Below are 26,245 nucleotides of genomic sequence, written 5' to 3'. Positions count from 1 at the left end.
CCCGCCAGAAGGGGGCGGACAGGGAACAGGGGCATGGCCGATGCCAAGCCGCGAATACTTCAAGATCAACGTACTGAGCCATGATGCTCAGAACAACACTCAGGCTGCCAGGGCCCTCAGCGCGGCACCTTCGAGGTACCGGCGGGAGGTTGCCGGTGGCGTTCCGGCACCCAGGCGATCATAGAAGGCGATGGCCGAACGGTTGGTCTCGAGGACGCTCCACTCCATCCGCTCCAGCCCTTCCGCCACGGCCCGCGCCGCCAGGGCCGCGAAGATCCGCCGGCCGAGGCCACGCCCCTGCCATGCCGGTTCCACGAACACCGTGTTGACCGACAGCACGCCCTTGCCCCGGTACATGCTGAAGGGCGTGCTCCAGGCCGCGAAGCCCACCGGCTCCCCCGCCACCTCGGCGACAAGGAACCAGACGCGCCGCGGGTCGCCGAAGCCGGCCGACCGGAGGTCGTCCAGGCCGGCGCTGACCGCCTCCGGACGTCCCTCATGCGCCGCCAGCGCCCGCGTGAAGCGGAGGATGGCGGGCAGGTCGGCCTCTACGGCGTCCCGCAGCAGCACGGTCACAGCAGCAGGCTCAGCGGATCCTCGACGGTCTTCTTGAACGAGGCCAGCCATTCCGCCGCCAGCGCGCCGTCCACCACGCGGTGGTCGACGGACAGGGTGCAGGTCATGACGGTCGCCACCGCCAGCGCCCCGTCGATCACCACCGGCCGCTGCTCACCCGCGCCCACGGCCAGGATACCGGCCTGGGGCGGGTTGATGATGGCGGCGAAGTCCTTCACGCCGAACATCCCCATGTTGGAGATGGAGAAGCCGCCGCCCTGGAACTCCTCGGGCTTCAGCTTGCCGGACTTGGCGCGAGCGCCGAGGTCCTTCATCTCGTTGGAGATGGTGGCGAGGCCCTTGCGGTCGGCGCCACGGACGATCGGGGTGATCAGCCCGTCGGGGATCGACACCGCGACCGAGATGTCCACGTCGTGGAACTGCAGGATCGCGTCGTCGGTCCAAGTGGCGTTGACGTTGGGGAACTTCCGCAGCGTCGCGGCCGCCGCCTTGATGACCAGGTCGTTGACCGAGAGCTTGTAGGCGCCCGGACCGTCCTTGGGCGAACGCGCGTTCAGGTCGGCCCGCAGCTTCAGCAGCGCGTCGAGGCGGATGTCCATCGACACGTAGAAGTGCGGAACGGTTTGCTTCGACTCCGACAGGCGACGCGCGATGACCTTGCGCATCGAGGAGTTCGGCACGGCCGTGTGCGGCGCGGTGATCGCGGGCGCCTTGGGCGCGGGCTTCGGCGCGGCGGGCGCCGGGGCCTCGGCCGCCGCGGGCTGCGCCGCCGCCTGGGCCGGCTGAGCCTTGGGCGCCTTCTGCGCCGCCTCGACATCGGCCTTCACGATGCGGCCGTTCGGGCCGGAGCCGCTGATCGCCGACAGGTCGAGGCCGGCCTGCTCCGCCATGCGGCGCGCCAGCGGCGAGGCGAAGACCCGCCCACCCTGCGAACCACCCTTGGACGCGGCACCGCCGGTCTGCGCTGGGGCGTTGTTGCCACCGGTCGGCGGCGCCACTGGCTGTTCCGGCGCACCGGCGACCTTGCCGCCCGAGGCCTGCACGGCCTCCAGCGCCGGGCTGCCGGAAGCGGAGGGGTTCGGCCCCTCTGCGCCCTTGGCTCCGCCACCCTGCGCACCGCCGCCGGCCGCGGCGCCTTCCGGCACCGCCTCGCCTTCCTCGACCATGATGCCGATGGGCTGGTTGACCTTCACGCCCTCGGACCCTTCGGGCACCAGGATCTTGCCGAGGATGCCCTCATCCACGGCCTCGAATTCCATGGTGGCCTTGTCGGTCTCGATCTCGGCCAGCACGTCGCCGGACTTGACCGTCTCGCCTTCCTTCTTGAGCCAGCGCGCCAGCGTCCCTTCCGTCATGGTCGGGGACAGCGCGGGCATCAGGATATTGGTCGCCATGCGAGCTGCCCCTTACTTCCGGTAGGTCACGGTCTTGACCGCGTCCACCACTTGGTCGAGCCGCGGCAGCGCCAGCTTCTCGAGGTTGGCGGCGTAGGGCAGCGGCACGTCGGCGGCACAAACGCGGACCGGCGGCGCGTCGAGGTGGTCGAAGGCCTCCTCGATCACGCGCATCGACACCTCGGCGCCGATGCCGGCATATGGCCAGCCTTCCTGCACCACCACGAGGCGATTGGTCTTCCGGACCGAGTTCACGATCGTCTCGGTGTCGAGCGGGCGCAGCGTGCGGAGGTTGATGACCTCGGCCTCGATCCCCTCGGCCGCCAGCTTCTCGGCCGCCTGCATCGCGAGCCCGACCTCGATCGAGTAGGCGACGATGGTGACGTCCTTGCCCTCGCGCTCGATCTTCGCCTTGCCGATCGGCAGGACGAAGTCGTCCGAGGTCGGGCACTCGAAGGTCTGGCCGTAAAGGATCTCGTTTTCCAGGAAGATCACCGGGTTCGGGTCCTGGATCGCGGCGCGCAGCAGACCCTTCGCATCGGCTGCCGACCAGGGTGCCAGCACGATCAGGCCGGGCACGCTGGCGTACCAGGCGGCGTAATCCTGCGAGTGCTGCGCCGCCACGCGGGCCGCCGCGCCGTTGGGGCCGCGGAACACGATCGGACAGGCGATCTGGCCGCCCGACATGTAGCGGGTCTTGGCGGCGGAGTTGATGATCTGGTCGATCGCCTGCATGGCGAAGTTGAAGGTCATGAACTCCAGGATCGGCTTGAGGCCGTTCATGGCGGAGCCGACCGCGATGCCGGTGAAGCCGTGCTCGGTGATCGGGGTGTCGATCACGCGGCGCGGGCCGAACTCATCCAGCAGGCCCTGGGAAATCTTGTAGGCGCCCTGGTACTGCGCGACTTCCTCGCCCATCAGGTAAACGCGATCGTCGGCGCGCATCTCGGCGGCCATGGCGTCGCGCAGCGCTTCGCGCACCGTGATCGGCTTGGTCGGACCCCAATCCTTCTCGGGCGCGACCGGCTTGGCGGAGGCCTCAGGCCGCTCGGCGGCGCCCTTCTCGGCGACCTGCTTGTGGTCCTCGGCCTTCTTGGCCGTTTCACCCGTGCTGCCACCGGCGGCCGCCGCCGGCGGGGCGGGCTGCTGCGGCATGTTGGTGTCAGCGCCCGGCGCCTGCGGCGTCACCGCGCCGCCGCCGCCGTCGATCTCGGCGATGGGGGAGTTCACGCTGACGCCCTCGGTGCCTTCCGGCACCAGGATCTTGGTCAGCTTGCCCTCGTCGACGGCCTCGAACTCCATGGTGGCCTTGTCGGTCTCGATCTCGGCAATCACGTCGCCGGAGCGCACCTCGTCGCCTTCCTTCTTCAGCCAGCGGCTGAGCTTGCCCTCCGTCATGGTCGGGGAGAGCGCGGGCATCAGCAGGGTCGAACCCATCTTACTTCGTCTCCGCCAGCACGTCGGTCCACAGCTCCGACTCTTCGGGTTCGGGCGAGGTCTGCGCGAAATCCGCAGCGTCCTGCACGATCACCTTCACCTCGTCGTCAATCTTCTTCAGGTCCGCTTCCGTCACGTCCTGGCCGAGCAGCAGCCGGCGCACCAGCTCGATGCAGTCGCTGGTCTCGCGCATGTGCTGCACCTCCTCGCGGGTGCGGTACTTCGCGGGGTCGGACATGGAATGGCCGCGGTAGCGGTAGGTCATCATCTCCAGCAGGTACGGGCCGTTGCCAGCGCGGCAGTGCGCCACCGCCCGCTCACCGGCCTCACGCACCGCGGTCACGTCCTGACCGTTCACCTGCTCACCCGGGATGCCCCAGGGCGCGCCATTCTTCGACAGGTCCTTGGAGGCCGAGGAACGCTCGACGCTGGTGCCCATGCCGTACTTGTTGTTCTCGATCACGAACACGACCGGCAGCTTCAGCAGCGCCGCCATGTTGAAGCTTTCGTAGACCTGGCCCTGGTTCGACGCGCCCTCGCCGAAATAGGCGACCGACACGTTGTCGTTCTGGCGGTACCAGTTGGCGAAGGCGAGGCCGGCGCCGAGGCTCACCTGCGCGCCCACGATGCCGTGGCCGCCGAAGAAGCCCTTCTCGACGCTGAACATGTGCATCGAGCCGCCCTTGCCCTTCGAGTAGCCACCCGAACGGCCCGTCAGTTCGGCCATCACGCCGCGCGCTTCCATCCCCGTGGCCAGCATGTGCCCGTGGTCGCGGTAGGAGGTGATCACCTGGTCGCCCTTCTTGAGCGCCATCTGGAGCCCGACCACCACGGCCTCCTGGCCGATATAGAGGTGGCAGAAGCCGCCGATCAGCCCCATGCCGTAGAGCTGACCGGCCCGCTCCTCGAAGCGGCGGATCAGCACCATGTCCCGGTAGGCGCGCTGAAGGTCTTCCCGCGACATCGCGGGGGCGTTCTCCCCTCCGCGACGCTGCTTCGGTGAGGTCTCGACACCCTGGCTCATGGGAGTCCCTTCGCTGCTGCCCAGAAGAACCTCAGTCCAAAGGACCTTGGTTGCTCTGGCAGATACGCGCGCCCAGAGGGCTGCGCAAGCGAGCGGGCCGCGCCGAAAGATCGCAAGCCATTGATGTTGCGGCGCAACATGCAAAATAGCCGGTTTTACATGCGCCGCGTTACGCAGAACTCGGGTTATTTACCCATAACTTGTAGAATTCTACAACTATGCTTTTAACGGAGAATGGTCTCGTCCGAGGCACTCCAGGGCTCCTCGGAACAGCGGCCGGGAGTCGGCCGGTTAGACCTCCCCGCGATGCCGCGGCGTCAGAAAAGACGCTCGTTCGGGCCGTAGGGAATCACGAGTTCATCCTTGGCCACCACGTTGAGCAGCGCCCGGGCACGCTCGTCGAGCATGTCGAGGTCCAGGTGCTCGCCGCGCAGCCCGTTGACCTTCACCGCGATCGCGTCGCGTTCCGCCACGGCCGCCGCCAGTTCCCCTTGCGCCGCCGCGATTTGCGCCAGGCGCACGGCACGCGCCTCGGTCCCGCGCGACCCGCTGATGGCGTGCTGCGCGAAATAGGCACAGATCGCCAGGAATAGCGCCGGCAGGATCGCTGCCTGCAAGCGCCGCTTCAAACTCTTCAGCACGATGTTCGCCCCCCAGCGAATACGTCCCCACGAGCCCAACCAGACACGGGCGCGTGATGCTCCACAACAGATTCGGCGGAACCGCGGCGCTTTGCGGCCGCACTGTGTCGCGCCTGCCAGAGCGCTGGCCAGGAAATGGCACAGGCAGAACAGTTAGCGCTCCCGACTGCGGAAAGGTTCCCCGCAGGCGCGCCGGGGCCGGGCGCCGATGGCGCCCTGTCCCGGCAACCGGGATCAGCCGCGGCGCGGCAGAACCGTGCGGCCGGCGTAGCGGGCGGCGGAGCCCAGGCTGCCCTCGATGCGGATCAGCTGGTTGTACTTGGCCAGACGGTCCGAGCGGCTCAGCGAGCCGGTCTTGATCTGCCCGCAGTTGGTGGCGACGGCCAGGTCGGCGATCGTCGCGTCCTCGGTCTCGCCGGAGCGGTGCGACATCACGGCCTTGTAGCCGGCGCGGTGCGCGATCTCGACCGCGTCCAGCGTCTCGGTCAGGGTGCCGATCTGGTTCACCTTGACCAGGATGGCGTTGCCGACGCCACGCTCGATGCCGGTGCGCAGGCGCTCCGGGTTGGTGACGAACAGGTCGTCGCCCACCAGGTTCATGCGGCCGCCGAGCTTGTCGGTCAGCAGCTTCCAGCCTTCCCAGTCGTCCTCGGCGCAGCCGTCCTCGATCGACACGATCGGCCACTTGTCGGACAGCGCCGCCAGGTAGTCGACCATGCCGGCCGGATCGAAGGTCTTGCCCTCACCTTCCATGACGTACTTGCCGTCGTGGAAGAACTCGGTGGAGGCACAGTCGAGGGCGAACATCACGTCCTCGCCCACGCGGTGCCCGGCGGCCTCGCAGGCCTTGGCGATGAAGCCCAGCGCCTCGTCGGCCGACTTCAGGTTGGGCGCGAAGCCGCCCTCGTCGCCCACGTTGGTGTTGTGGCCGGCATCGTGCAGCGCCTTCTTCAGCGAAGCAAAGATTTCGGCGCCGATGCGCACCGCGTCGGCCATGGTGCCGGCCGCCACCGGCATGACCATGAATTCTTGAATATCAATGGGATTGTCGGCGTGCTTGCCACCGTTGATGATGTTCATCATCGGCACCGGCAAGGTGCGGGCGAAGACGCCGCCGACGTAGCGATACAGCGGCGTGCCGAGGTCGGCCGCGGCTGCCTTCGCCACGGCCAGCGACACCGCCAGCATGGCATTGGCACCCAGGCGCGACTTGTTGGGCGTGCCGTCCAAGTCGATCATCGTCTCGTCGATCAGGACCTGCTCGGTCGGATCCATGCCGGAGATGGCATCGAAGATCTCGCCCTCGACATTGGCTACGGCCTGCAGCACGCCCTTGCCGCCGTAGCGCGCCTTGTCGCCGTCGCGCAGCTCGACCGCTTCGTGCGCGCCGGTGGAGGCGCCCGAAGGAACGATGGACCGGCCGGTGGCGCCACTGTCGAGAACGACGTCCACTTCGACGGTCGGATTACCGCGCGAGTCTAGGACCTCGCGCGCGATGATGTCGGCGATGGCTGCCACGTCCAGGCTCCCAGATTCGAGGTTGTTCCCCGCGCATAGGGGGCTGCTCAGACCAGAGCAAGTCCCGGCCGGTGAATACCACGCGACGACGCTTGACCGCACCGCCGTCAGCCTGCCCCCTTGCGGCCGAGAGCCGGGACCATGGACTCGGCAGCCGAATCCTTACGAGAGGCAGGATGATCAACCGACGCGCCTTCGCCGGGCTTCTGATGCTCGCGCAGACCATGTTCCTGCCGGCGATGGCGCAGGACGCTCCTCCGGCGATGAACCGCGATCCCATGGCGATCCGCGCCGGCAACTACGTCCTCGACCCGCAGCACGGCAAGATCACCTGGGCCGTCACCCATGTGGGGCTGTCGCTCTACCAGGGGCAGTTCACCAACCTGTCCGGCAAGCTCACGATCGACCCGGCGAACCTGGATCGCACGAGCCTGCAGATCGAGATCCCCGTGGACGGGCTGCGTGCCAACGAGCCGGAGCTGGACCAGCACCTGCGCACGCCGGACTTCCTGGACATGGCGAAGTTCCCGACCGCCAGCTTCACCGCCACCAAGGTCGAACGGGTGGGCGAGCGCGGCGGACGGGTGCGTGGCAACCTGACGCTGCACGGCATCACCAAGCCCGTCACCTTGCGCGTCAACTTCAACGCGGCCGGGGTGCATCCGGTCAGCAAGCGCTACACGCTGGGCTTCGACGGCCACACCACCATCCGCCGCTCGCAGTTCGGCATCGTTACCATGGTGCCGGCGGTGGGCGACGAGGTGAAGCTCGACCTCGAGGGCGAGTTCCAGCTGGTGGAGTAAGGACCGGTGGGCCGCCGCCGGGGTAAGCTTCCCTGGCGGCGGTCCCGCGACCGTCAGCCCTTGCTCAGCCGGTCGAAGGCTGCCAACCGCGCGATCAGCGCCGGCATCTCGCGGATCGGGATCATGTTCGGCCCGTCGCTCGGCGCGTGGTCCGGATCTTCGTGGCACTCGATGAACACCGCCGCCACGCCCACCGCCACCGCGGCGCGCGCCAGCACCGGCGCGTATTCCCGCTGCCCGCCCGACGAGGTGCCCTGCCCGCCCGGCTGCTGCACCGAGTGCGTGGCGTCGAACACCACCGGGAAGCCAGTCTCGGCCATGATCGGCAGCGCCCGCATGTCGGACACCAGCGTGTTGTAGCCGAACGAAGCACCGCGCTCGCACAGCATCACCTGGTCATTGCCGGTGGAGGCGATCTTGCTCGCCACGTTGCGCATGTCCCAGGGCGCCAGGAACTGGCCCTTCTTGACGTTCACCGGCTTGCCCGTCCGCCCGGCCGCGATCAGCAGGTCGGTCTGGCGGCACAGGAAGGCGGGGATCTGCAAACAGTCCACCGCCTCGGCGACGGGGGCGCATTGTTCGGCCTCGTGGATGTCGGTCAGCACCGGCAGGCCCGTGCGCTCGCGCACCTCGGCCAGGATCGCCAGCCCTTCCGCCATGCCGACGCCCCGCGCCGCATTGGCGCTGGTGCGGTTCGCCTTGTCGAAGGAGGACTTGTAGATCAGCCCGACGCCGGCCTTCTCGGCCATCTCGCGCAGCGCCTCGGCCGTTTCGATCGCGTGGGCGCGCGATTCGATCTGGCAGGGGCCGGAGATGAAGGCCAGCGGCCGGTCGTTGGCGATCGTGACCTGCCGGCTGCCGGCAGGCCCCACCGTGACCGCGATCATACCAGCCGGGCCTGCTTCACCGCCGCGCCCACGAAGCCCGCGAAGAGCGGGTGCGGCTCGAACGGCTTGCTCTTGAGCTCGGGGTGGTACTGCACGCCGATGAACCAGGGATGGTCCGGACGCTCCACGATCTCGGGCAGCACGCCGTCGGGCGACATGCCGGAGAAGCGCAGCCCGTGCTCTTCCAGCCGGTCCTTGTAGTTGACGTTGACCTCATAGCGGTGGCGGTGCCGCTCCACGATCTCGCTCTCGCCGCCATAGACCTGGCGGATCAGCGAGTCCTCGGCCAGCACCGAGGGATAGGAGCCCAGCCGCATCGTGCCGCCGAGTTCGGCGCCCTCGACCCGGCGCTCCGTGACGTTGCCGCGGCGCCATTCGGTCAGCAGGCCGACCACGGGCTCGTCGGTCGGACCGAACTCGGTGGAGGATGCATCCTTCAGCCCGACCTCGTTGCGCGCCGCCTCGACCACGGCCATCTGCATGCCGAAGCAGATGCCCAGGAAGGGGATCTTGCGCTCACGCGCGAACTGCACGGCGCGGATCTTGCCCTCCGCCCCGCGCTCGCCGAAGCCGCCCGGCACCAGGATGCCGTGGACGCCCTCCAGCCGCTCGATCGCGCCCTCGCCCTCGAAGACCTGGGCGTCCACCCAATCGAGGTTGACCTTGACGTTGTGCGCGATGCCGCCGTGGGTCATCGCCTCGTTCAGCGACTTATAGGCGTCGAGCAGGTTGGTGTACTTGCCCACCACCGCGACGGTGACCTCGCCCTCCGGCTGCTTGATGGAGTGCATGATGCGCCGCCAGCGGCTCAGGTCCGGCTCGCCATAGGCCGACATGTCGAAGTGGCGCAGAACCTCACGGTCCAGCCCTTCCTCGTGGTACTTCAGCGGCACCTCGTAGATGCTGGCCGCGTCCAGGGCCGGGATCACGCTCTCGGGCCGCACGTTGCAGAACAGCGCGATCTTGCGGCGCTCGTTGTCCGGGATCGGCCGGTCGCAGCGGCACAAGAGGATCTGCGGCTGGATGCCAAGCCCCAGCAGCTCCTTCACGCTGTGCTGCGTGGGCTTGGTCTTGAGCTCGCCCGCGCTGTTGATCCAGGGCACCAGCGTCAGGTGGACGAACAGGCTTTGGCGCGGGCCGAGCTCGTTGCCCAGCTGCCGCAGCGCTTCCAGGAAGGGCAGGCTCTCGATGTCGCCCACCGTGCCGCCGACTTCCACGATGATGAAGTCGTAGTCGTCGGTCTCGGCGACCACGCCGGCCTTGATGTGGTCGGTGATGTGCGGAATGACTTGGACGGTACCGCCCAGGTAGTCGCCCCGGCGCTCCTTGCTCAGCACCTCGGAATAGATGCGCCCCGAGGTCCAGGCATCGGCCTGGTTGGCATGAACGCCGGTGAAGCGTTCGTAGTGGCCGAGGTCGAGGTCGGTTTCCGCCCCGTCATCGGTCACGAAGACCTCGCCGTGCTGATAGGGGCTCATCGTCCCCGGATCCACGTTGAGGTAGGGGTCGAGCTTGCGAAGGCGGACCTTGTACCCGCGCGCCTGGAGCAGCGCCGCCAGCGAGGCGGCCGCGATACCCTTGCCGAGGGAGGAAACCACGCCGCCAGTGATGAAAACATACCGCGTCATGGGAGGCCCTTATACGCTCGGGGAACAGGAAGTGACCAGACGCGCCGCACGCGCGGGCGCCATGCGCGGCCGGGACCGCAGCTCGGCCGGCCGGGCACGGAGCCTCGCGGCACCCGGCACCCGCCGCGGATCAGCCGGGCGGCAGCGGAAAGACGCGCTTCCCCCTGCCAGCCGGATCAGTTGTTGGGAACGCCCGGCGCCGCGGGGGCGGCCGGTGCCCCCGGCGGAGTTGCGGTCGGCGGGGCGTTCAGCGCCGGGCCGGTCGCGGCCGGCGGCGTCACGGAAGGCGGGTTGTCGAGGATCGAGCTGCCGCCACCCTGCGTCGCACCGCGGTTGAGCAGGCCCAGCAGCACGGCCAGCACGAAGAACAGCGTCGCCAGCACCGCGGTCGAGCGCGTCAGCAGGTTCGCCGTGCCGCGCCCGGTCATGAAGGCACCCATGCCCTGGGTGGAGCCGATGCCGAGGCCGCCGCCCTCGCTGCGCTGGAGCAGCACCACGCCGATCAGGGCGAGGGCGACGATGAAGTGCAGGACAAGGAGGACGGTGGTCATGTTGGCCCGGCTTCTAGCCGCCAACCGCGGCCGTTGCTACCCCGTCCCTGTTTGCGGAGGGCCCGTTCAGCCCGCGACCGCGGCCGCGATGGCCAGGAAATCCCCCGCCACCAGCGAGGCGCCGCCCACCAGCGCGCCGTCCACGTCGGGCAGCGCCAGGATGGCGGCGGCGTTGGAGGGTTTCACCGAACCGCCGTAGAGCAGCCGCGTGGTGCCGCCCGCCGGGCCGAAGCGGCCGGTGACCTCGGCCCGCATCCGCGCGTGCATGGCGCGGATATCGGCCTCGGTGGGCGTGCGGCCGGTGCCGATCGCCCAGACCGGCTCGTAGGCCACGACACCCTTGGCCGCCGCGAAGCCGTCCGGCAGCGATCCGGCGAGCTGCGCCGCCACCACCGATTCGGCCTCGCCCGCGTCGCGCTGCGCCTCGCTCTCACCCACGCAGACCACCGGGATCAGGCCGGCGGCGATCGCGGCCTCCGTCTTGGCGCGGACCTGCGCGTCGGTCTCGCCGTGATCGGCCCGGCGCTCCGAATGGCCCAGGATCACGTAGGCGCAGCCGGCATCCACCAGCATCGGCGCGGAAACGTCGCCGGTATGCGCGCCCTTGGCGTGGGGCGAACAGTCCTGCGCCCCCACCGCGATCGGCTGCCAGGCAATCGCTGCCGAGGCCGCATGGATATGGACGAAGGGCGGGCAGACCAGCAGGTCGCAGCGCGCCGTGACGGCCCCGGCCCCGGCGCGCACCGCCTCGGCCAGCTGCGCCGCCTCGCGCGCGGTTCCGTGCATCTTCCAGTTGCCGGCGATCAGCGGGCGGATGTCGGGCGTCATCGGAACTCTCCTGGCGGGGCACTGCGGCCTTGTATCGCTTCGTATTCCGGGCCGGCGGCGGTTTGGCAACAGCGCGCCGCTCCGCTAAGGCATCGGCGTTCAGCACTGCCCGGAACCGAGATGCTTTCCGCTTTCCGCCGCTTCGCCGGGACATGGGTCGCCAAGGTCCTGTTCCTGTTGTTGGTCCTGTCCTTCGGCATCTGGGGGATCGAGGACGTCGTCCGCAATTTCGGCGCCTCCCCCACCGCGGTGGCGCGCGTGGGCGGCGAAGAGATCGACCTCGTGACCGCGCAGCAGGCGGCGCGGCGGGAAATGGCGCGGGTGCAGCGGCAGCTCGGCCCCAACTTCCAGCAGACGCCGGAAATCCGGCAGTCGGTCGCGCAGCAGGCGGTGGCCGCGCTGGTCAACAGCCGGGTGATGGAACAGGAAGCACAGTCGCTGGACGTGGTGGCCCCGCGCGAGGCCGTGCGCCGCTACGTCTTCGCGATCCCGGCCTTCCAGGCGGGCGGGCAGTTCGACCGCCGCATCTTCAACCAGTTCCTCCAGGGCAACGGCCTCGACGAGCCGACCTTCCTGCGCTTCGTGGAGGAGGAGCTGAAGCGCCAGCAGCTCGCCGCTGCCGTGCGGGCCGGTGCCTTTGCCCCCGACGCGCTCGCCCGTCAGCTGGTAGCCCTGGCCGGCGAGCAGCGCACGGTGCAGCTGGTGCGGCTGCGCCTGAACGACGCGCCCGAGCCCGCCGCCCCCACCGAGGAGGAGCTGCGCCGCTTCCACGAGAACAACCCGGCCGAATTCTCCACCCCCGAAACCCGTACCGCCACCGTGGCGCGGCTCGCGGCCGAGATCGTGGTGCCCGAGGTGCAGGTTTCCGACGCCGAGATCCAGGCGGCCTACGACGCCGCCGGCACCCGCTTCCGCAAGCCCGAGCAGCGCCAGCTGGAACAGGTGCTGATCGCCGACGAATCCAAGGCGCGCGAGCTGGCCGAGAGCTGGAAGAACGGCGCCTCCTTCGCCGACATCGCGAAGCAGGCGCAGGCGGCGGGCGGCCAGGCCCTCGAACTCGGCAGCCTCGACCGCGGCGGCATGCCGGTGCCGGAACTGGCCGAGGCCGCCTTCTCGGCGCCCGAGGGCGGCGTCACCGCGCCGATCAAGAGCGCCTTCGGCTGGCACGTGCTGCGCGTGGTGAAGATCGAGCCCGCCAGCACCCAGTCCCTGGACGAAGTCCGCGACCAGCTCCGCACCGAAGTCGCGCAGACCAAGGCCGCCGACCTCGCCTACCAGCGGATCAACGACGCCCAGGACGCGCTGGCCGGCGGCACCAAGCTGGCCGACGTGGCGCGGCAGGCGGGCATGCGGGTGGACACGGTCACCACCGACAGCACCGGCCACGACGCCGACGGCAAGGAGGTCGCCCTGCCCGTTCCCGACTACGCGCGCCAGGAAGCGCTCGCGGCGATCTTCGCGGCCTCGGCCGGGCAGCCGGGGCGCATCGACGAGTCGAAGTCCGGCGCCGGCTTCCTCGGCATCGAGCTGCAGTCGGTGCAGCCGCCGAAGCTGCGCCCCTTCGAGCAGGTGCGCGACGCCGTGCGCGCCGCCTGGGTGCAGGACGCCCGTGCCCATGCGCAGGAGGTCCGGGCCACGGCGCTGATGACCGCCACCGAGGGTGGTAAGACGCTGGCCGCCGCCGCCACCGAGGCGGGTCTCGGCAGCGAGCAGATCGGTCCCGTCGGTCGCGGCCCCGGCACCATCCTGCCGCCGGAGATGCTGGCGCCGGTCTTCGCGACCAAGCTCAACGCCGCCACCATGGCCCGCACGGCGGACGGCTTCGCGGTGGCGCAGGTGCTCTCGGTCCAGCCCGGCGACACCGAGGCGCCCAACGCGCTCGCCGGCACCCGCAGCGAGGTCGAGACCGCGATGCAGGACGAGCTCGAGCAGAGCTACCTCGACGCGCTGCGCCGCCGCGCCAAGGTGGAGGTCAACGAGGGCCTCATGGCGCAGGTGGCCGGCCAATGAGCGCGCGGATCACGGCGCGCCCTGCCCTGCGACGTTCCTTGACCCTCCGCTCACCCAGGGATGAGGCTGGTGCCTCCGCGCGCCGCGGCCATGTCGCGCCGCCCGCCCTCCATTCCCCGAACCCGGGAGCAGTGAGCTGAGCGCCTCCCTGAAGCCGGTCCTGGCCCGCGTCGCCGCCGGCGAAACGCTGAGCGAGACCGAGGCCGAGGAGGCCTTCGGCGTCATCATGTCCGGCGAGGCGACGCCGGCGCAGATCGCCGGGCTGCTGATGGCCATGCGCGTGCGCGGCGAAACCGTGCCGGAGCTGACCGGCGCGGTGCGTGCCATGCGGTCGCGGATGATCCCGGTGGAGGCGCCGGCCGGCGCGGTGGACATCGTGGGCACTGGCGGTGACGCGGCCGGGACGCTGAACATTTCCACCGCCGCGGCGATCGTGGTGGCGGCCTGCGGCGTGCCGGTGGCCAAGCACGGCAACAAGGCCCAGTCCTCCTCCTCGGGCACGGCAGACGCCTTCGCGGCCATGGGCGTGAACCTGGAGGTCCCGATCGAGCGCCTGCCGGAGGTGCTGCGCGAGGCCGGGCTTGCCTTCCTCCTGGCGACCCGGCATCACGCGGCGCTGCGCCACGCGGCTGGCCCGCGCGTCGAGCTCGGCACCCGCACCATCTTCAACCTGCTCGGCCCGCTGGCGAGCCCGGCCCGCGTGCGGCGGCAGATGACGGGCGCCTTTTCCCCCCGCTGGCTGCGGCCGATGGCGGAAACCCTGGCGCGGCTGGGCAGCGAGCGCGCCTGGCTGGTGCACGGCCAGGGTCTCGACGAGCTCACGGTTGCCGGGCCCTCTCAAGTGGTCGAGCTGCGCGACGGCGCCTTGCGGGAGTTCACCGTCAGCCCGGCGGATGCCGGCCTGCCCGAGAGCCCGGCGGAAGCGCTGCGCGGCGGCACCCCGGCGCACAACGCCGCGGCGCTGCTGGCGCTGCTGGACGGCGTGCGCAGCCCCTATCGTGACTGTGTGGTACTGAACGCGGCAGCTTCCCTTGCAGTGGCCGGGCGGAGCGATGATCTGCGCGAAGCGGCCGACATGGCGTCGCGCGCGATCGACGGGGGTGCGGCACGGGACGTGCTGGAGCGCCTGCGTCGCGCCACGGCACCGGCGGTCGAACCCCAGGCTTGACGAGGTGGCTGGCGCCGCCGCAGGAAACCGCCGATGGACCAGCTGCCTCCCCTTTCCGCCCCCTCCCTCCGCCCTGGGGCCCAAACCGCCGGCGAGATGCCCGACGTGCTGGCCCGGATCATGGCGGAAAAGGCCGTCGAGGTTGAGGAACGCCGCCGCGCCGTGCCGCTCGCCGAGCTGGAAAAGCGCGCCGTTCACGCCCCGGCACCCCGCTCCTTCACCGGCGCCTTGTGTAACGCCGTGGGCGAGGGCCGCGTCGGCCTGATCGCCGAGATCAAGCGCTCCTCGCCGTCCGGCGGGCTGATCCGGCCGGACTTCCAGCCCGCCGCGCTGGCGAACTCCTACTGCAACGCCGGCGCCGCCTGCCTGTCGGTGCTGACCGACGGCCCGCATTTCGGCGGCAAGCTGGAGGATTTGGCCGAGGCCCGCGGCGCCTGCCACCTGCCGGCGCTGCGCAAGGACTTCCTGCTCGACCCCTATCAGGTCTTCGAGGCCCGCGTGGCGGGTGCCGACTGCGTGCTGCTGATCATGGCCGCCCTGTCGGACGCCCAGGCGCAGGAGCTCGAGGATACGGCGCGGAGCCTGGACATGTCGGTGCTGGCCGAGGTGCATGACGAGGCCGAGCTGCAGCGTGCCCTGGGGCTGGAAACCCGCCTCATCGGCATCAACAACCGCAACCTGCGCACGCTCAAGACCGACATCGGCATGACCGAGAAGCTGGCGCCGCTGGTGCCGGCCGACCGCATCCCGGTGGCCGAGAGCGGCATCCGCACGCCCGAGGACGTCCGCCGCATGTCCGCCGCCGGTGCCCGCTGCCTCCTGGTGGGTGAGCACCTGCTGCGCCAGCCCGATGTCGAGAGCGCCGCGCGCGGGCTGATCGAAGCGCTGTGAGCGGCGATTCGCTGACGCATTTCGATGCGTCCGGCCGCGCCCACATGGTCGACGTGGGCGCCAAGGGCGTTTCCGAGCGCCGCGCCGTGGCGGGCTGTGAGGTGGTGATGCAGCCCGAAACGCTGCGGCTGATCCGCGACGGCCGGGCTAGCAAGGGCGACGTGCTGGGCGTCGCGCGCCTGGCCGGGATCATGGCCGCCAAGCGCACCGCGGACCTGATCCCGCTCTGCCATCCCCTGCCCTTGAGCGCCGTGTCGCTGGAGCTGGAGGCCGCCGAGCCCGACCGTGTCACGGTGACCGCGACCGTGAAGACCACCGGGCGCACCGGCGTCGAGATGGAGGCGCTCACCGCCGCCACCGTCGCGGCGCTGACCATCTACGACATGTGCAAGGCGGTCGACCGCGGCATGCGGATCGAATCCGTGCGCCTGCTGCACAAGTCCGGTGGCAAGTCCGGCAGCTACGAGGCCATCTGATGATCCCGGTCGAGGAAGCGCTGATGCGGGTGCTCGGCGCGCTGTCGCCGGTTTCCGCCGAAACCGTGGCGCTGCCCGAGGCCTGGGGCCGCGTCCTGGCCCGCCCGGTCGCCGCGCGGCTGAGCCAGCCGCCGGCCGACGTGTCCGCCATGGACGGCTATGCGGTGCGCGCCGCCGATGCCACCGAGGGCGCCCGCCTCGCGCTGATCGGCGCCGCGCCGGCCGGGCACCCCTTCGAGGGTGAGGTCGGCTTCGGGCAGGCCGTGCGCATCTTCACCGGCGGCTTCGTGCCGCGCGGCGCCGACGGCATCCTGCTGCAGGAGGATGCGGAGCGGAGCGGCGACTCCGTGCTGGTCCGCGAGACCGTCCGCGCCGGCCGCTGGATCCGCGCCGCCGGCCTCGACTTCCGCGAGGGCGAGTCGCTGCTGCAACCCGGCCGAGCGCTGTCGGCCCGCGACGTTGGCCTGGCCGCGGCCGCCAACCATCCCTGGCTCACGGTGCATCGCCGCCCGACGGTCGGCATCCTGGCCACCGGCGATGAGATCGTGCTGCCCGGCGAGCCCCTGCCGCGCGGCAGCATCGTGTCCTCCAACGCCCACGCGCTGGCGGCACTGGTGCGAGCGGGCGGCGGGCAGCCGGTCGTCCTGCCGGTGGCACGCGACAGCGCCGAAGCGCTGGCGGACACCGTGGGTGCGGCTGCGCGCTGCGACATCCTGGTGACCTCGGGCGGGGCCAGCGTGGGCGAGCACGACCTCGTCCGCTCCGCCCTGGCGCCGCACGGCTTCGCCCAGGATTTCTGGCGGATCGCCATGCGCCCCGGCAAGCCGCTGATCTGGGGCCGGTTGGGCGAGGTTCCGTTGCTGGGCCTCCCCGGCAACCCGGTTTCCGCCCTGGTCTGCGGCATCCTCTTCCTGTTGCCAGCGCTGCGCCGGCTGTCGGGGCTGGAACGCTGCGAAACGCCGCTCACGCGCGCCGCCACCGCGACGGCGCTGCCCGCGAATGACGGGCGGCAGGACTACCTCCGCGCCCGCGTGGAACAGGTGGAAGGCGAGCTGCCGCGGGTCGAGGTTTTTGCCCGCCAGGACAGCTCCATGCTCCAGCTCCTGGCCGCGGCCTCGGCGCTGGTGATCCGCGCGCCGCATGCCGAGGCGCTTCCCGCCGGGGCCGAGGTGCGGATGATCGAACTGGGCAACCTCGGCATCTGACCCTTTGGTGAGCGGAAATCCCGGCTTTACAAGGGCGATTCGCTTGACCGGCGGTGTGGAACCTTTCTAGAACAGCGCAGTTTCTCCTTTTGTTCGACACGGCGCTCGGAAAGGTGCTTTCATGCTCACCCGCAAGCAACACGAGCTGCTCGTCTTCATCGATCAGCACCTGCGTCAGACCGGCTTCTCGCCCTCCTTCGAGGAAATGAAGGAGGCGCTGAACCTCCGCTCGAAGTCCGGCATCCACCGCCTGATCACCGCCCTGGAAGAGCGCGGCTTCCTGCGCCGCCGCGCACACCGCGCCCGGGCGTTGGAGGTCGTGCGGCTGCCGGAGAACGTAGGCAAGACGCCCACGGCACCCGCGACGGCGGCGCCCGCCTCGCTGGGTTCCCCCCTGGGTTCTCCTGTGGGCTCCAACGTCATCCGCGCGAACTTCAACTCCGCGCCGGCGGCCAATGCCGCGGCCGCAGCGGCCGCGGCGGTGGTGCAGCTGCCGCTCTATGGCCGGATCGCCGCGGGCCTGCCGATCGAGGCGATGCGCGACGCCGGGGCCAGCGTCGAGGTTCCGGCCGCGCTGCTGACGGGCGGCGACCACTACGCGCTCGAGGTTTCGGGCGACTCGATGATCGAGGCCGGCATCCTCGACAGCGACACGGTGATCATCCGCCGCAGCGACACCGCCGAGAACGGCGCCATCGTGGTGGCCCTGATCGACGACAACGAGGTCACCCTGAAGCGCCTGCGCCGCAAGGGGAACTCGCTGGCGCTGGAGCCCGCCAACGTCCGCTACGAGACGCGCATCTTCGGGCCCGACCGCGTCAAGGTTCAGGGCACGCTGGTCGGTCTGCTGCGCCGCTACTGAGCGCCGCCCTCGTCCGTCTTCGCCATGGGCTCGCGCGCCCGTGGCACGGGCGGCGGGGGAACCCAGGGCCGGTTGCCGCGCCAGGCCCGGTCCGAAACGACCCGGACGGCACCGCCCTCCAGCCAGATCGCGTGCGGACCGTCGCGCCACACGCTGAAGCGGTCGACCGTGGCGGACGCGCGCGATGCAGGTGCGCAGCGACCGCGGATCGGTTCCGCCGAGATCAGGATGTCGGCGTCGTCGCAATGGCTCGCCCGGACCTCGGCACCCGCGCCCTTCCTGCCGGACAGGGGTGATCGCAGCAGTGCCGCCGTGGTGCTTCCCTCCGAAGGCTGAAGCAGGCAGGCGTCCGCGGAGCAGCGGGCGCTACCCTCACCGACCGTGCCGCTCACCGGGAACGCCGCGAGTTCCGCCTCGCCCCAGCCGCGCAGCCAGCCGCTTTCCACGAAGTCATTTCTGCCGCTCTGCTGCGCCAGCACGCCCGCAAGGCTGCGGAAGGCGATCAGCCGCGCATCCGAGGACACCAGCAGGTCGGGCGGCCGCGCGAATTCGCCCGCGCCCAGCCCCAGCAGGATCAGCGGCAATCCCAGCAGGCGCAGGCGGGTCTGCCAAAGGCACAACCAGCAGAAGCCGAGGCTGAAGACCAGCAGCCCCCAGGCCGGGATCGGCGTGGCGGTGGCCGTTGAGCCGGGCAGCGCCGCCACCGTTCGGGCCGTCCAGAGCACCAGCTCCGTTCCCCAGCCCATCGGCACCAGCGCCAGGGCCTCCACCCCGAAGGGCATCAGCAGCACGGCCAGCATGCCCGCCGGCATCACCAGCACCGAGGTGATGGGCACCGCCACCGCGTTGGCCAGCACGCCGTAGAGCTGCAGCCGCCCGAAATGGTGCAGCCCGAAGGGCGTGGTGGCGAGGCCCGCCAGCAGCGAGGTCAACACCAGCCCGAGGATTGCCATCAGCCCGCGCCGCCAGAGCTCGCCCTCGCCACGTAGCCGCTCGATCAGCGGGTGCAGCACTTCCCAGCCGGCGATCAGCGCCAGCACGGCGGCAAACGACATCTGGAAGGAGGGTCCGGTCACCGCCACCGGGCTCCACAGCAGCACCGCCGCGGCGGCCAGCGCCAGGCTGCGTAGCGACAGCACCCGCCGGCCCAGCACGATCGCCAGCGTCGCCAGCGCCGCCGTGGCGAGGGAGCGCAGCATCGGCACCTGCGACCCCGTCAGCACCGTGTAGGCCGCGCCCAGGATCAGCCCGGCGACGGCCGCCACGGCCTTGCTGTTGAACCGGGTGGCGAGCGGCGGCACCAGCGCCACCAGCGTCCGCACCACCGTCATGCCGAGGCCCATCACGATCACGATGTGCAGCCCCGACACCGACAGCAGGTGCGCGAGGCCGCTGTCGCGCATCGCCGCCACGGCGTCGCGCGGGATGGGCGACTGGCTGCCGGTCAGCATGGCGCTCGCGACGCTGCCGGTGCCGCCCTGGCCAAGCACCGCCATGACGCGTCGTTCCAACAGGCTGCGCAGCCCGGCGAAGCTGCCACCCTGCCCGTGTTCCAGAACCTCCACCGGGCCCAGCGCCGTGCCGCTGCCGGCCAGCCCGTCGAAGAAGGCGTCGCGCTGGAAATCCCAGGCGCCCGGCGCCGCCGGACCGGAGGGCGGGCGCAGCAGGGCGCGGACCCGCACGAGGCTGCCGACCTCCACCAGCGCGGCGTCGTCGGCGCGCAGGCGAAGGCGCAGGTCGCGCTCCAGCGGGTTCCCGCCGCCGAGCCGGGGTTCCTCCAGCCGCAGCCGCCGCGCGCCGGGCAGCAGGTCGACGGCGGCGACGCGGCCGGTGACCACGGTGGCCTGTCGCGGCAGGTCCGGCATCGGCGGCGCGGCCACGGTGGACCAGAGGGCCGCCGAGAAGCCGATCGCCGCCGCCGTGGGGATCGCCGCCGGCAGCGCCCAGGCCGAGCCCCGCGCCCATAGCCCCAGGCTCAGCAGCAGAAAGGGCGCGGGCAGCCAGAGCCAGACCGCGGAAGGTTCCACCCGCAGCGCGAAGTAGAACAGCACGCCGCCACCCAGGCTCACCGCCAGCCAGGGCGGCAGGCGCACCCATTCCGCCGCTGCCGCGCCGATCGCGGCATCGCGGAAGCGGGATCGGAGGCCGGGTGCTTCGGCGGGAAGGATGGCGAGCGACAAGCGCGCGACAATCCCCGCAGCGGCGGGGCAATGCAACCGGCACTTGTGGCGCGCACTGTTCAGGATCGCTGCGCCGGGTGTTTTTCCGCTGCCCTGCGTTCGGTGCGCTTCAACTCCGGCGCGGCCGGATGCTAAGGCGCCTGCATGACCGTACGCACCCGTTTCGCCCCCTCGCCCACCGGCTACCTCCATATTGGCGGGGCGCGGACGGCGCTGTTCAACTACCTTTTTGCCCGGCACAACGGCGGCCAGTACCTCCTGCGCATCGAGGACACCGACAAGGCGCGCTCCACCCCGGAAGCGGTGCGGCAGATCGAGGAAAGCCTGGCCTGGCTGGGCCTCTCGCCCGACGAGCCGCCGGTGATGCAGTCCACCCGCGAGGCGCGCCACGCCGAGGTCGCCCGGCAGCTGCTGGCGGAGGGCAAGGCCTACCTCGCCTTCGACACGGCCGAGGAACTGGCCGCGATGCGCGAGCTGGCGATGAAGGAAGGCCGCCCGCCGCGCTACGACGGCCGCTGGCGCGACCGCGACCCGAGCGAGGCGCCGCCGGGCGTGCCGGGCGCGATCCGCATCAAGGCGCCACGCGGCGGCGAGACGGTGGTGGACGACCTCGTGCAGGGCGAGGTCCGGGTGGCCGACACCGAGCTCGACGACATGATCATCCTGCGCTCGGACGGCACGCCGACCTACCTCCACGCGGTGGTGGTGGACGACCACGACATGGGCATCACCCACGTCATCCGCGGCGACGATCACCTGACCAACACCTTCCGCCAGTGCATGGTCTACGACGCCATGGGGTGGGAGCGTCCGCGCTTCGCCCATGTTCCGCTGATCCACGGCGCGGACGGCGCCAAGCTGAGCAAGCGCCACGGCGCGGTGGGCGCGCTGGAGTTCCGCGACCAGGGGCTGCTGCCGGAGGCCGTGTGCAACTACCTCCTGCGCCTCGGCTGGGGCCACGGCGACGAGGAGGTGGTGTCGCGCGAGCGCGCCATCGAGCTGTTCGAGCTGCACGATGTCGGCCGTGCCGCCAGCCGAATGGACTACGCCAAGCTGTCGCACCTCAACGGCATCTATATCCGCGAGGCCGATCCGGCACGGTTGGCCGAGGAAGTGCTGAGCCGCCTGCGCAACCGCGGCACCGCCGTGGACGCCGAGGGCGAGCGCCGGATCCGCGTGCTGATCCCCGATCTGCAGCCGCGCGCCCGCACGCTGGAGGAAATGGCCGACAGCGCCGGCTTCGTGCTGGCCCGGCCGCCGCTGGATGCCAAGGCCGCGGCGCAGCTGACCCCGGAGGCGCGCGAGCGTCTCAACCGAGTGGCGGAAGGGCTGCGGACGGTGGACTGGGACAAGGCGGCGCTGGACGCACTGCTGCGCCAGGTGGCGGAGGAACTGGGCGTGAAGCTCGGGATGATCGCCCAGCCGCTGCGCGCGGCGCTCACCGGCAGCACCCAGTCGCCGCCGATCGACTCGGTGCTGCTGGCGCTGGGGCGCGAGGAAAGCCTGAACCGCCTCGCCTCGGCCTGAACTGCCGAACGCCGGGGGCTGTCCCCCGGCGGGGCGGGTGACGGCAGGTTGGCGCCGGTCTCAGGTCGGCGGGGCCGTCAGGCGGGTGGCCGTTTCAGGTGGGCGTCACCCGCCAGACCGTGTCGCTCACGTCGTCTGCCACCAGCAGGGCGCCGGCGGCATCCACCGCGACGCCCACCGGCCGACCGTAGGTCTGCCCCGTTTCGGGATCGGCCATGAAGCCGGTCAGGAAGTCCTGCGCCATGCCGGCGGGCCGGCTATCGCGGAACGGCAGGTAGAGCACGCGGTAGCCGCTGAAGGCGGAGCGGTTCCAGGAGCCGCGCTGGCCGATAAAGGCGCCGCCGCGATAAGCATCGGGGAACAGCCGCCCGGTGCTGAAGGCCAGCCCGAGCGAGGCGGTGTGCGGCCCCAGCGCGTAGTCCGGCACGATGGCCCGGGCCACGAGGTCGGGCCTTTGCCCCTGAAGGCGTGGGTCGGGGTTCTGGCCGAAGTAGCTGAAAGGCCAGCCGTAGAAGCCGCCCTCCTGCACCCGCGTGAGGTAATCCGGCACCAGGTCGTCGCCGATGTTGTCGCGCTCGTTCACCACGGTCCAGAGCGCGCCGCTGGAGGGTTCCCAGTCCAGGCCGACGGGGTTGCGCAGGCCGGCGGCGAAGATCTGCTCGCCCGAACCGTCGAGCCCGACATGGAGGATGTTGGCGCGGCGGATCTCGTTGTCGAGCCCGTGCTCGGCCGCGTTGCTGCCCGAGCCCACGGTCAGGAACAGCGACCGCCCGTCGCGCGCGGGGAGGATGTTGCGGGTCCAGTGGTTGTTGTAGCCGCCGGCCGGCAGCCGCAGCAGCGTCTCGCCCCGCGCGGTGATCCGGTTGCCGTCGTTCCAGGGAAAACGCAGCAGCGCATCGGTATCGGCCACGAACAGCGTCCGCCCCATCAGTGCCATGCCAAAGGGCCGGTTGAGCCCTTCGAGGATCGTCACGCGCCCGCGCGACCGACCGTCGGGCCCCGGCGCACGCAGCAGCGACACGCGGTTGGCGGCCGGGGCCTCGGCCACCAGCACGTCGCCGCCCGGCAGCGGGGTCACCCAGCGCGGATTGTCCAGCCCCTCGGCGAAGGCGGTTACCGTGAAGCCCGGCGGTGCCTTCGGCACCCGTCCGCGCGGCCAGCCGCCGCCATGGGAGCGGTTCACCACCCGGTGAGTCGTGTTGGGCGGCGGGAGCTCGGGCTGCGGGCCCATGCCGGGGAGATCACCCGGCCCGCTCTGGGCCAGCGCCCGTCCGGTGGCGAGGCCGCCCGCCAGGCCGAGGATCACGTCGCGACGTCGTGCCATGTGCGTCTCCTTCCGGCGCATCCCGGCGCCCTGCCCGGCCCCATGCGCCCTGAGGTCGCAGGGGCTTCATCCTGCCGCGCCCCGGCCCTTGCCCGCCAGCCGGGCGTTCATCGCCCCGGCGGCGGCACGATCCGGCAGGCGATGGCGGTGGCGCGCGCCAGCGCCAGCATCCGGCGCGCGGCCACGGCGCCGGTCGCGGCCTCGCCCGCCAGCTTCTCGATCAGCGGGTTCGACACCACGGCCCGCGTCGCGGCATCGGCCAGGACGTTGGTGGCGGCCACCGCGACGGCGGACAGCGCGCTGCGGCGGAGCAGCGACACCGTGGCCGCGACGCCCGGGCGCAACCCGTGCAGCTCCGCCACCTGGCGCACCAGCCGCACCGCGCGCCAGCCGAAGACCAGCGCATCCCAGGCAGGCGACGGACTGATGGCGGTGGCGGCGAAGGCCTGGATGGCGGCGTTGCGGCCCAGCGTCGTGGCCTGGCTGTCCAGCTGGCGCAGCGGCCCGCCCTCCAACAGAGCGCGGACCGTGGCGGCGTCGGGGGCGGCGCGGAGCTCGGCGCGGATGGGAATGGCGGCTGGGACGCGGGCGGCCCAGGCCACGGCCTCGGCGCGGGCCGTCTCGGTGTCGCCCGCCACGATCGCGAGGCGGCAGCGATCCACCGCCCGCAGCGCTGCCAGCGAGCGGAGTTCCCGCGCCACGCCCCCGAGGATCAGCCCGAAGCCCAGCACCGCCACCAGCAGGGTAACGCCGCCGGAGAACCAGCCTTCGCGGAACTGCGCCAGCACGAAGCCCACCGCATCGATCAGCGCGAAGCCCAACACGAGGCAGGCGATGCCCGCGGTCACGAGGCCGACCGAGGACCAGCCGATCCTCGGGCTGGGCTCGATCGGAACAACGGCCTGTTCCCAGCCGAGGTCCACCCGCTCTCCCGCCACCGGCGGCCGCTCTTCCTCCAGGATGATCCTGGGCCCATCCTTAAGGGTCACAACAGGTCTCCGATCAGGGCGTTGAGCAGCCCGTCCAGGCCCAGGTGCGGCACGCCCGACAAGCCTTCGGCCGCCAGGCGCGGCGGCTGGAAGACCGGCATGGCGAAGTAGGGCAGCCGCCAGTAGCCGGGGCCCGGGCGGGTCGCCGGCACGGTGCCGGGGTCGATCCTGGCCCAACGCCCGCTGTCGAGCATGACGCCGCGCACCGCCGGCACGGTGCGCCCGTCGCGCTGCACCACGGTGTCCTCGGTGCAGCGGATCGCGGCGATCTCGTGCACCGACAGCTCGGCGCCGCCGCCCATGATGCGCGTGCGGCTCTCGCCCAGAAGATCCTCCAGCAGCGAGCGCAGGGCGGGGCGCGACGCGTCGGGAACGTGGTCGGCCTTGGTGGCGGCGAAGGCCACGCGCGACACGCCGCGCCGGGTGAACCGGTCCAGCCAGGAACTGCCGTAGCGCAGGCTGGCGGCGATGCTGCCCAGCGCCTCGGCGGTGTCGTCGAAGGCGCGCTCCCCGGCATGGAGGGCGCCTAAGACGTCCACCAGCACCACCTGCCGGTCGAAGCGGTTGAACACGGGCGTGAAGAAGGTGTCGCGCTGGTCCGCGAGGTAGGCGTCGTGGCGACGCTCCATCAGCACGAACAGTGCCCCGCCCTCGGCCACGGGCGGTGTGGGAAAGAACCACAGCAGCGGCATCTCGCCGCGCGGCCCGGGGTTGAGCACCCGCCCGGGCTGCAGGAAGCGCAGGCCCAGCGCGTCGCGGCAATGGCGCAGCGCGTCGCGGTACAGGGTCCAGCCGCGCCGCACCAGCGCCTCGTCACCCGGCGAGGCCGGCGGCAACGCCTCGGCGAAGCGGAGGAACTCGGCCACCGGCTCCGCGTCGATCGCGCGCAGGCGGCGCAGCGTGGCGGCGGACCAGCCGGCGTAGTCGCCGCCCAGCATCGGCAGGTCCAGCAGCCATTCGCCGGGATAGTCCAGCAGTTCCAGCGTCACCTGCCGGTCCGGCAGCACCTGGCCCCAAAGGTCGCGCCGGCGCAGCGTCAGCTGCAGCGACAGCGTGGCGAGGTCCTCGGTGCGGGCGGGCCATTCGGCCGGATCGGCGGCGAGCGACTGCAGGTGGCCCAGGGCGTCGAAGCGCGGCGTGGTTTCCACATCCGCCGGCACCAGCCGGACATCCACGAGGCGCCCGGCGGTGGCCTCGCTCAGCAGCGGCAGCGTCCGCGCCTTGCCGCCCGCGGCCAGGAGGTTGGCCACGAGCGAGGTGATGAACACCGTCTTGCCGGCCCGCGACAGGCCGGTGACGGCGAGGCGGATACGCTCCCGCCCCGCGACCGCCAGCGCCGCGTCCTCGGCACCCGCCAGGACGTCGCGCATCAGCCGGAAGGGCGCCTCGGCGACGGAGACGAGCGTGCTCACCGCCGCTTCGGCCCCAGCGCGGCTCAGGCGCGCTCGATCAGCTCGATCTTGTAGCCGTCGGGGTCCTCGACGAAGGCGATGATCGTGGTGCCGTGCTTCACCGGCCCGGCCTCGCGCGTCACCTTGCCGCCGCCGTTGCGCACCAGCTCGCAGGCCGCGGCCACGTCGGGCACGCCCACCGCCAGGTGGCCGAAGGCGTTGCCGAGCTCGTAGGACTTGACCCCGTAGTTGTAGGTCAGCTCGATCTCGCCGCCATTGTCCTTGTTGCCCTCGCCGTAGCCCAGGAAGACCAGCGTGTACTCGCCGGCGGGCACGTCGTTGCGGCGCAGCTCCTTCATGCCGAGGAGCTTGGTGTAGAAGGCGACGGAGCGGTCGAGGTCGCCGACGCGGATCATGGTGTGGAGGAAGCGGCCAGCCATGCGGAACAATCCTTCTCGACGAGTGTCCGGCGGTGCCGGACGATCGGCTGTCTAGCTGGCGCGGCGCCGGAAACCAGGCAAGGGGCGGCGCGGCGGGAAGCGTGATTGTGACGCAGGCGGCGCCGGTCCGAGGGCCGCTCCGGCGCGCGGGGCCGGCACCAAGCGGGGGCGGACTGCCTTACTATCTTACCATCTTACTATCTTACTTCCTCACCCGCAGGCACCCGGCCGAGAGCCGTGCTCCGGACACCAGCAGCCCCGGCGCGACGTTCGTGGCGAGCGGGCGGGTCCGAGGGCATTGTCACAGGGAGGGGGCGGCACCGCCGCTGCCGAGCATGATTCGGGTGCTGACCTGAGGAGTGTTTCAGAAAGGAACCGCGCTCCGTAAGCAGGAAGGTCGCCGCGGGCGGCGGGCAGGGCCGATCGAGGCGCTGGAGCCCTGAAGGATGCCGAGGCGCAGGAAGTGCTTCCATCCCGCTCCGCACAGCCGCTGCC

Annotated in this window: 23 protein-coding genes; 8 read left to right on the top strand and 15 right to left on the bottom strand. The window is 71.3% G+C overall.

Annotated features, from left to right (window positions below; translation table 11 throughout):
• Positions 1-99: 99 nt before the first annotated feature.
• The 6 genes from ACFFGY_RS19300 to eno form a co-directional block, all read right to left on the bottom strand.
• Positions 100-576 carry a GNAT family N-acetyltransferase gene (locus ACFFGY_RS19300; protein ID WP_377046159.1) on the bottom strand — a complete coding sequence of 159 codons (477 nt, stop codon included), beginning with the start codon at positions 574-576 and terminating at the stop codon, positions 100-102.
• Entirely contained in the window at positions 573-1,970 is a 1,398-nt protein-coding gene (locus tag ACFFGY_RS19295; protein WP_377046158.1) for a pyruvate dehydrogenase complex dihydrolipoamide acetyltransferase, read from the bottom strand. The genes ACFFGY_RS19300 and ACFFGY_RS19295 overlap by 4 nt, the downstream gene beginning before the upstream one ends.
• Positions 1,971-1,982: 12 nt before the next feature.
• Positions 1,983-3,407, bottom strand: coding sequence for a pyruvate dehydrogenase complex E1 component subunit beta (locus tag ACFFGY_RS19290; RefSeq protein ID WP_377046157.1), 1,425 nt, complete (start codon positions 3,405-3,407; stop codon positions 1,983-1,985).
• Between the two features lies 1 nt (position 3,408).
• The gene (gene pdhA / locus ACFFGY_RS19285) at positions 3,409-4,431 is read right to left on the bottom strand and encodes a pyruvate dehydrogenase (acetyl-transferring) E1 component subunit alpha (protein ID WP_377046156.1); all 1,023 of its coding nucleotides are present in this window, start codon (positions 4,429-4,431) and stop codon (positions 3,409-3,411) included.
• A gap of 317 nt (positions 4,432-4,748) precedes the next feature.
• Positions 4,749-5,048, bottom strand: a complete 300-nt coding sequence (locus tag ACFFGY_RS19280) for an FtsB family cell division protein (RefSeq protein WP_377046155.1) — start codon at positions 5,046-5,048, stop codon at positions 4,749-4,751.
• Between the two features lie 258 nt (positions 5,049-5,306).
• Positions 5,307-6,590 (bottom strand): phosphopyruvate hydratase, encoded by a 1,284-nt coding sequence (gene eno / locus ACFFGY_RS19275; protein WP_377046154.1) that lies wholly within the window; start codon positions 6,588-6,590, stop codon positions 5,307-5,309.
• A 176-nt stretch (positions 6,591-6,766) separates the two neighbouring features.
• On the opposite strand from eno, the gene ACFFGY_RS19270 reads away from it, so the two are divergent.
• Positions 6,767-7,393 (top strand): YceI family protein, encoded by a 627-nt coding sequence (locus tag ACFFGY_RS19270; protein ID WP_377046153.1) that lies wholly within the window; start codon positions 6,767-6,769, stop codon positions 7,391-7,393.
• A gap of 53 nt (positions 7,394-7,446) precedes the next feature.
• On the opposite strand, the gene kdsA is transcribed toward ACFFGY_RS19270, so the two are convergent.
• The 4 genes from kdsA to tpiA all read right to left on the bottom strand — a co-directional run bounded on the left by kdsA (position 7,447) and on the right by tpiA (position 11,275).
• Positions 7,447-8,280 carry a 3-deoxy-8-phosphooctulonate synthase gene (gene kdsA / locus ACFFGY_RS19265; RefSeq protein WP_377046152.1) on the bottom strand — a complete coding sequence of 278 codons (834 nt, stop codon included), beginning with the start codon at positions 8,278-8,280 and terminating at the stop codon, positions 7,447-7,449.
• Complete coding sequence (locus tag ACFFGY_RS19260; protein WP_377046151.1) at positions 8,277-9,908, bottom strand: CTP synthase; 1,632 nt, start codon at positions 9,906-9,908, stop codon at positions 8,277-8,279. The genes kdsA and ACFFGY_RS19260 overlap by 4 nt, the downstream gene beginning before the upstream one ends.
• 176 nt (positions 9,909-10,084) lie before the next feature.
• The gene (gene secG, locus ACFFGY_RS19255) at positions 10,085-10,459 is read right to left on the bottom strand and encodes a preprotein translocase subunit SecG (protein ID WP_377046150.1); all 375 of its coding nucleotides are present in this window, start codon (positions 10,457-10,459) and stop codon (positions 10,085-10,087) included.
• A 66-nt stretch (positions 10,460-10,525) separates the two neighbouring features.
• Positions 10,526-11,275, bottom strand: a complete 750-nt coding sequence (gene tpiA / locus ACFFGY_RS19250) for a triose-phosphate isomerase (protein ID WP_408905992.1) — start codon at positions 11,273-11,275, stop codon at positions 10,526-10,528.
• A gap of 132 nt (positions 11,276-11,407) precedes the next feature.
• Here tpiA and ACFFGY_RS19245 point away from each other — a divergent pair, with 132 nt between their 5' ends.
• From ACFFGY_RS19245 to lexA, 6 genes are all read left to right on the top strand, one after another.
• Entirely contained in the window at positions 11,408-13,297 is a 1,890-nt protein-coding gene (locus tag ACFFGY_RS19245) for a SurA N-terminal domain-containing protein (RefSeq protein WP_377046148.1), read from the top strand.
• Between the two features lie 136 nt (positions 13,298-13,433).
• Complete coding sequence (gene trpD, locus ACFFGY_RS19240) at positions 13,434-14,465, top strand: anthranilate phosphoribosyltransferase (RefSeq protein ID WP_377046353.1); 1,032 nt, start codon at positions 13,434-13,436, stop codon at positions 14,463-14,465.
• Positions 14,466-14,498: 33 nt separating this feature from the next.
• On the top strand, positions 14,499-15,356 hold the full coding sequence (trpC, locus tag ACFFGY_RS19235; RefSeq protein ID WP_377046147.1) for an indole-3-glycerol phosphate synthase TrpC: 858 nt from the start codon (positions 14,499-14,501) through the stop codon (positions 15,354-15,356).
• Complete coding sequence (moaC, locus tag ACFFGY_RS19230) at positions 15,353-15,832, top strand: cyclic pyranopterin monophosphate synthase MoaC (protein WP_377046146.1); 480 nt, start codon at positions 15,353-15,355, stop codon at positions 15,830-15,832. Before trpC ends, moaC begins: the two co-directional genes overlap by 4 nt.
• Positions 15,832-17,037 carry a molybdopterin molybdotransferase MoeA gene (locus ACFFGY_RS19225; RefSeq protein ID WP_377046145.1) on the top strand — a complete coding sequence of 402 codons (1,206 nt, stop codon included), beginning with the start codon at positions 15,832-15,834 and terminating at the stop codon, positions 17,035-17,037. The genes moaC and ACFFGY_RS19225 overlap by 1 nt, the downstream gene beginning before the upstream one ends.
• 121 nt (positions 17,038-17,158) lie before the next feature.
• Positions 17,159-17,899: a transcriptional repressor LexA gene (lexA, locus tag ACFFGY_RS19220; protein WP_377046144.1), complete on the top strand. Its 741-nt coding sequence runs from the start codon at positions 17,159-17,161 to the stop codon at positions 17,897-17,899.
• On the opposite strand, the gene ACFFGY_RS19215 is transcribed toward lexA, so the two are convergent.
• Entirely contained in the window at positions 17,893-20,079 is a 2,187-nt protein-coding gene (locus tag ACFFGY_RS19215; RefSeq protein ID WP_377046143.1) for a ComEC/Rec2 family competence protein, read from the bottom strand. The two genes, lexA and ACFFGY_RS19215, sit on opposite strands and share 7 nt — an antisense overlap.
• 144 nt (positions 20,080-20,223) lie before the next feature.
• Between ACFFGY_RS19215 and gltX the strand changes: the two genes are divergently transcribed.
• Entirely contained in the window at positions 20,224-21,606 is a 1,383-nt protein-coding gene (gene gltX / locus ACFFGY_RS19210) for a glutamate--tRNA ligase (RefSeq protein WP_377046142.1), read from the top strand.
• Between the two features lie 94 nt (positions 21,607-21,700).
• On the opposite strand, the gene ACFFGY_RS19205 is transcribed toward gltX, so the two are convergent.
• The 4 genes from ACFFGY_RS19205 to gloA all read right to left on the bottom strand — a co-directional run bounded on the left by ACFFGY_RS19205 (position 21,701) and on the right by gloA (position 25,750).
• Positions 21,701-22,930, bottom strand: coding sequence for a PQQ-dependent sugar dehydrogenase (locus tag ACFFGY_RS19205; protein ID WP_377046141.1), 1,230 nt, complete (start codon positions 22,928-22,930; stop codon positions 21,701-21,703).
• A 107-nt stretch (positions 22,931-23,037) separates the two neighbouring features.
• Positions 23,038-23,919, bottom strand: coding sequence for a DUF697 domain-containing protein (locus ACFFGY_RS19200; RefSeq protein WP_377046140.1), 882 nt, complete (start codon positions 23,917-23,919; stop codon positions 23,038-23,040).
• Positions 23,916-25,331, bottom strand: coding sequence for a YcjX family protein (locus ACFFGY_RS19195; RefSeq protein ID WP_377046139.1), 1,416 nt, complete (start codon positions 25,329-25,331; stop codon positions 23,916-23,918). Before ACFFGY_RS19195 ends, ACFFGY_RS19200 begins: the two co-directional genes overlap by 4 nt.
• Positions 25,332-25,354: 23 nt before the next feature.
• Positions 25,355-25,750, bottom strand: coding sequence for a lactoylglutathione lyase (gloA, locus tag ACFFGY_RS19190; protein WP_377046138.1), 396 nt, complete (start codon positions 25,748-25,750; stop codon positions 25,355-25,357).
• Positions 25,751-26,245 lie beyond the last annotated feature (495 nt).

It is taken from the genome of Roseomonas elaeocarpi, assembly GCF_042433915.1.
GTDB classification, from domain to species: Bacteria; Pseudomonadota; Alphaproteobacteria; order Acetobacterales; family Acetobacteraceae; genus Roseomonas; species Roseomonas elaeocarpi.
Note: the sequence above shows the minus strand (reverse complement) of the source record. Positions and strands in the feature narration are given on the sequence as shown.

Bases quoted from the DNA above. Each gene is read 5' to 3' on its own strand.
- trpC (WP_377046147.1), top strand. From the start codon at position 14,499: ATGGACCAGCTGCCTCCCCTTTCCGCCCCCTCCCTCCGCCCTGGGGCC.
- ACFFGY_RS19295 (WP_377046158.1), bottom strand. From the start codon at position 1,970: ATGGCGACCAATATCCTGATGCCCGCGCTGTCCCCGACCATGACGGAA.
- ACFFGY_RS19260 (WP_377046151.1), bottom strand. From the start codon at position 9,908: ATGACGCGGTATGTTTTCATCACTGGCGGCGTGGTTTCCTCCCTCGGC.
- gltX (WP_377046142.1), top strand. From the start codon at position 20,224: ATGACCGTACGCACCCGTTTCGCCCCCTCGCCCACCGGCTACCTCCAT.
- pdhA (WP_377046156.1), bottom strand. From the start codon at position 4,431: ATGAGCCAGGGTGTCGAGACCTCACCGAAGCAGCGTCGCGGAGGGGAG.
- ACFFGY_RS19225 (WP_377046145.1), top strand. From the start codon at position 15,832: ATGATCCCGGTCGAGGAAGCGCTGATGCGGGTGCTCGGCGCGCTGTCG.
- secG (WP_377046150.1), bottom strand. From the start codon at position 10,459: ATGACCACCGTCCTCCTTGTCCTGCACTTCATCGTCGCCCTCGCCCTG.
- ACFFGY_RS19245 (WP_377046148.1), top strand. From the start codon at position 11,408: ATGCTTTCCGCTTTCCGCCGCTTCGCCGGGACATGGGTCGCCAAGGTC.
- ACFFGY_RS19270 (WP_377046153.1), top strand. From the start codon at position 6,767: ATGATCAACCGACGCGCCTTCGCCGGGCTTCTGATGCTCGCGCAGACC.
- gloA (WP_377046138.1), bottom strand. From the start codon at position 25,750: ATGGCTGGCCGCTTCCTCCACACCATGATCCGCGTCGGCGACCTCGAC.
- lexA (WP_377046144.1), top strand. From the start codon at position 17,159: ATGCTCACCCGCAAGCAACACGAGCTGCTCGTCTTCATCGATCAGCAC.
- kdsA (WP_377046152.1), bottom strand. From the start codon at position 8,280: ATGATCGCGGTCACGGTGGGGCCTGCCGGCAGCCGGCAGGTCACGATC.
- ACFFGY_RS19205 (WP_377046141.1), bottom strand. From the start codon at position 22,930: ATGGCACGACGTCGCGACGTGATCCTCGGCCTGGCGGGCGGCCTCGCC.
- ACFFGY_RS19290 (WP_377046157.1), bottom strand. From the start codon at position 3,407: ATGGGTTCGACCCTGCTGATGCCCGCGCTCTCCCCGACCATGACGGAG.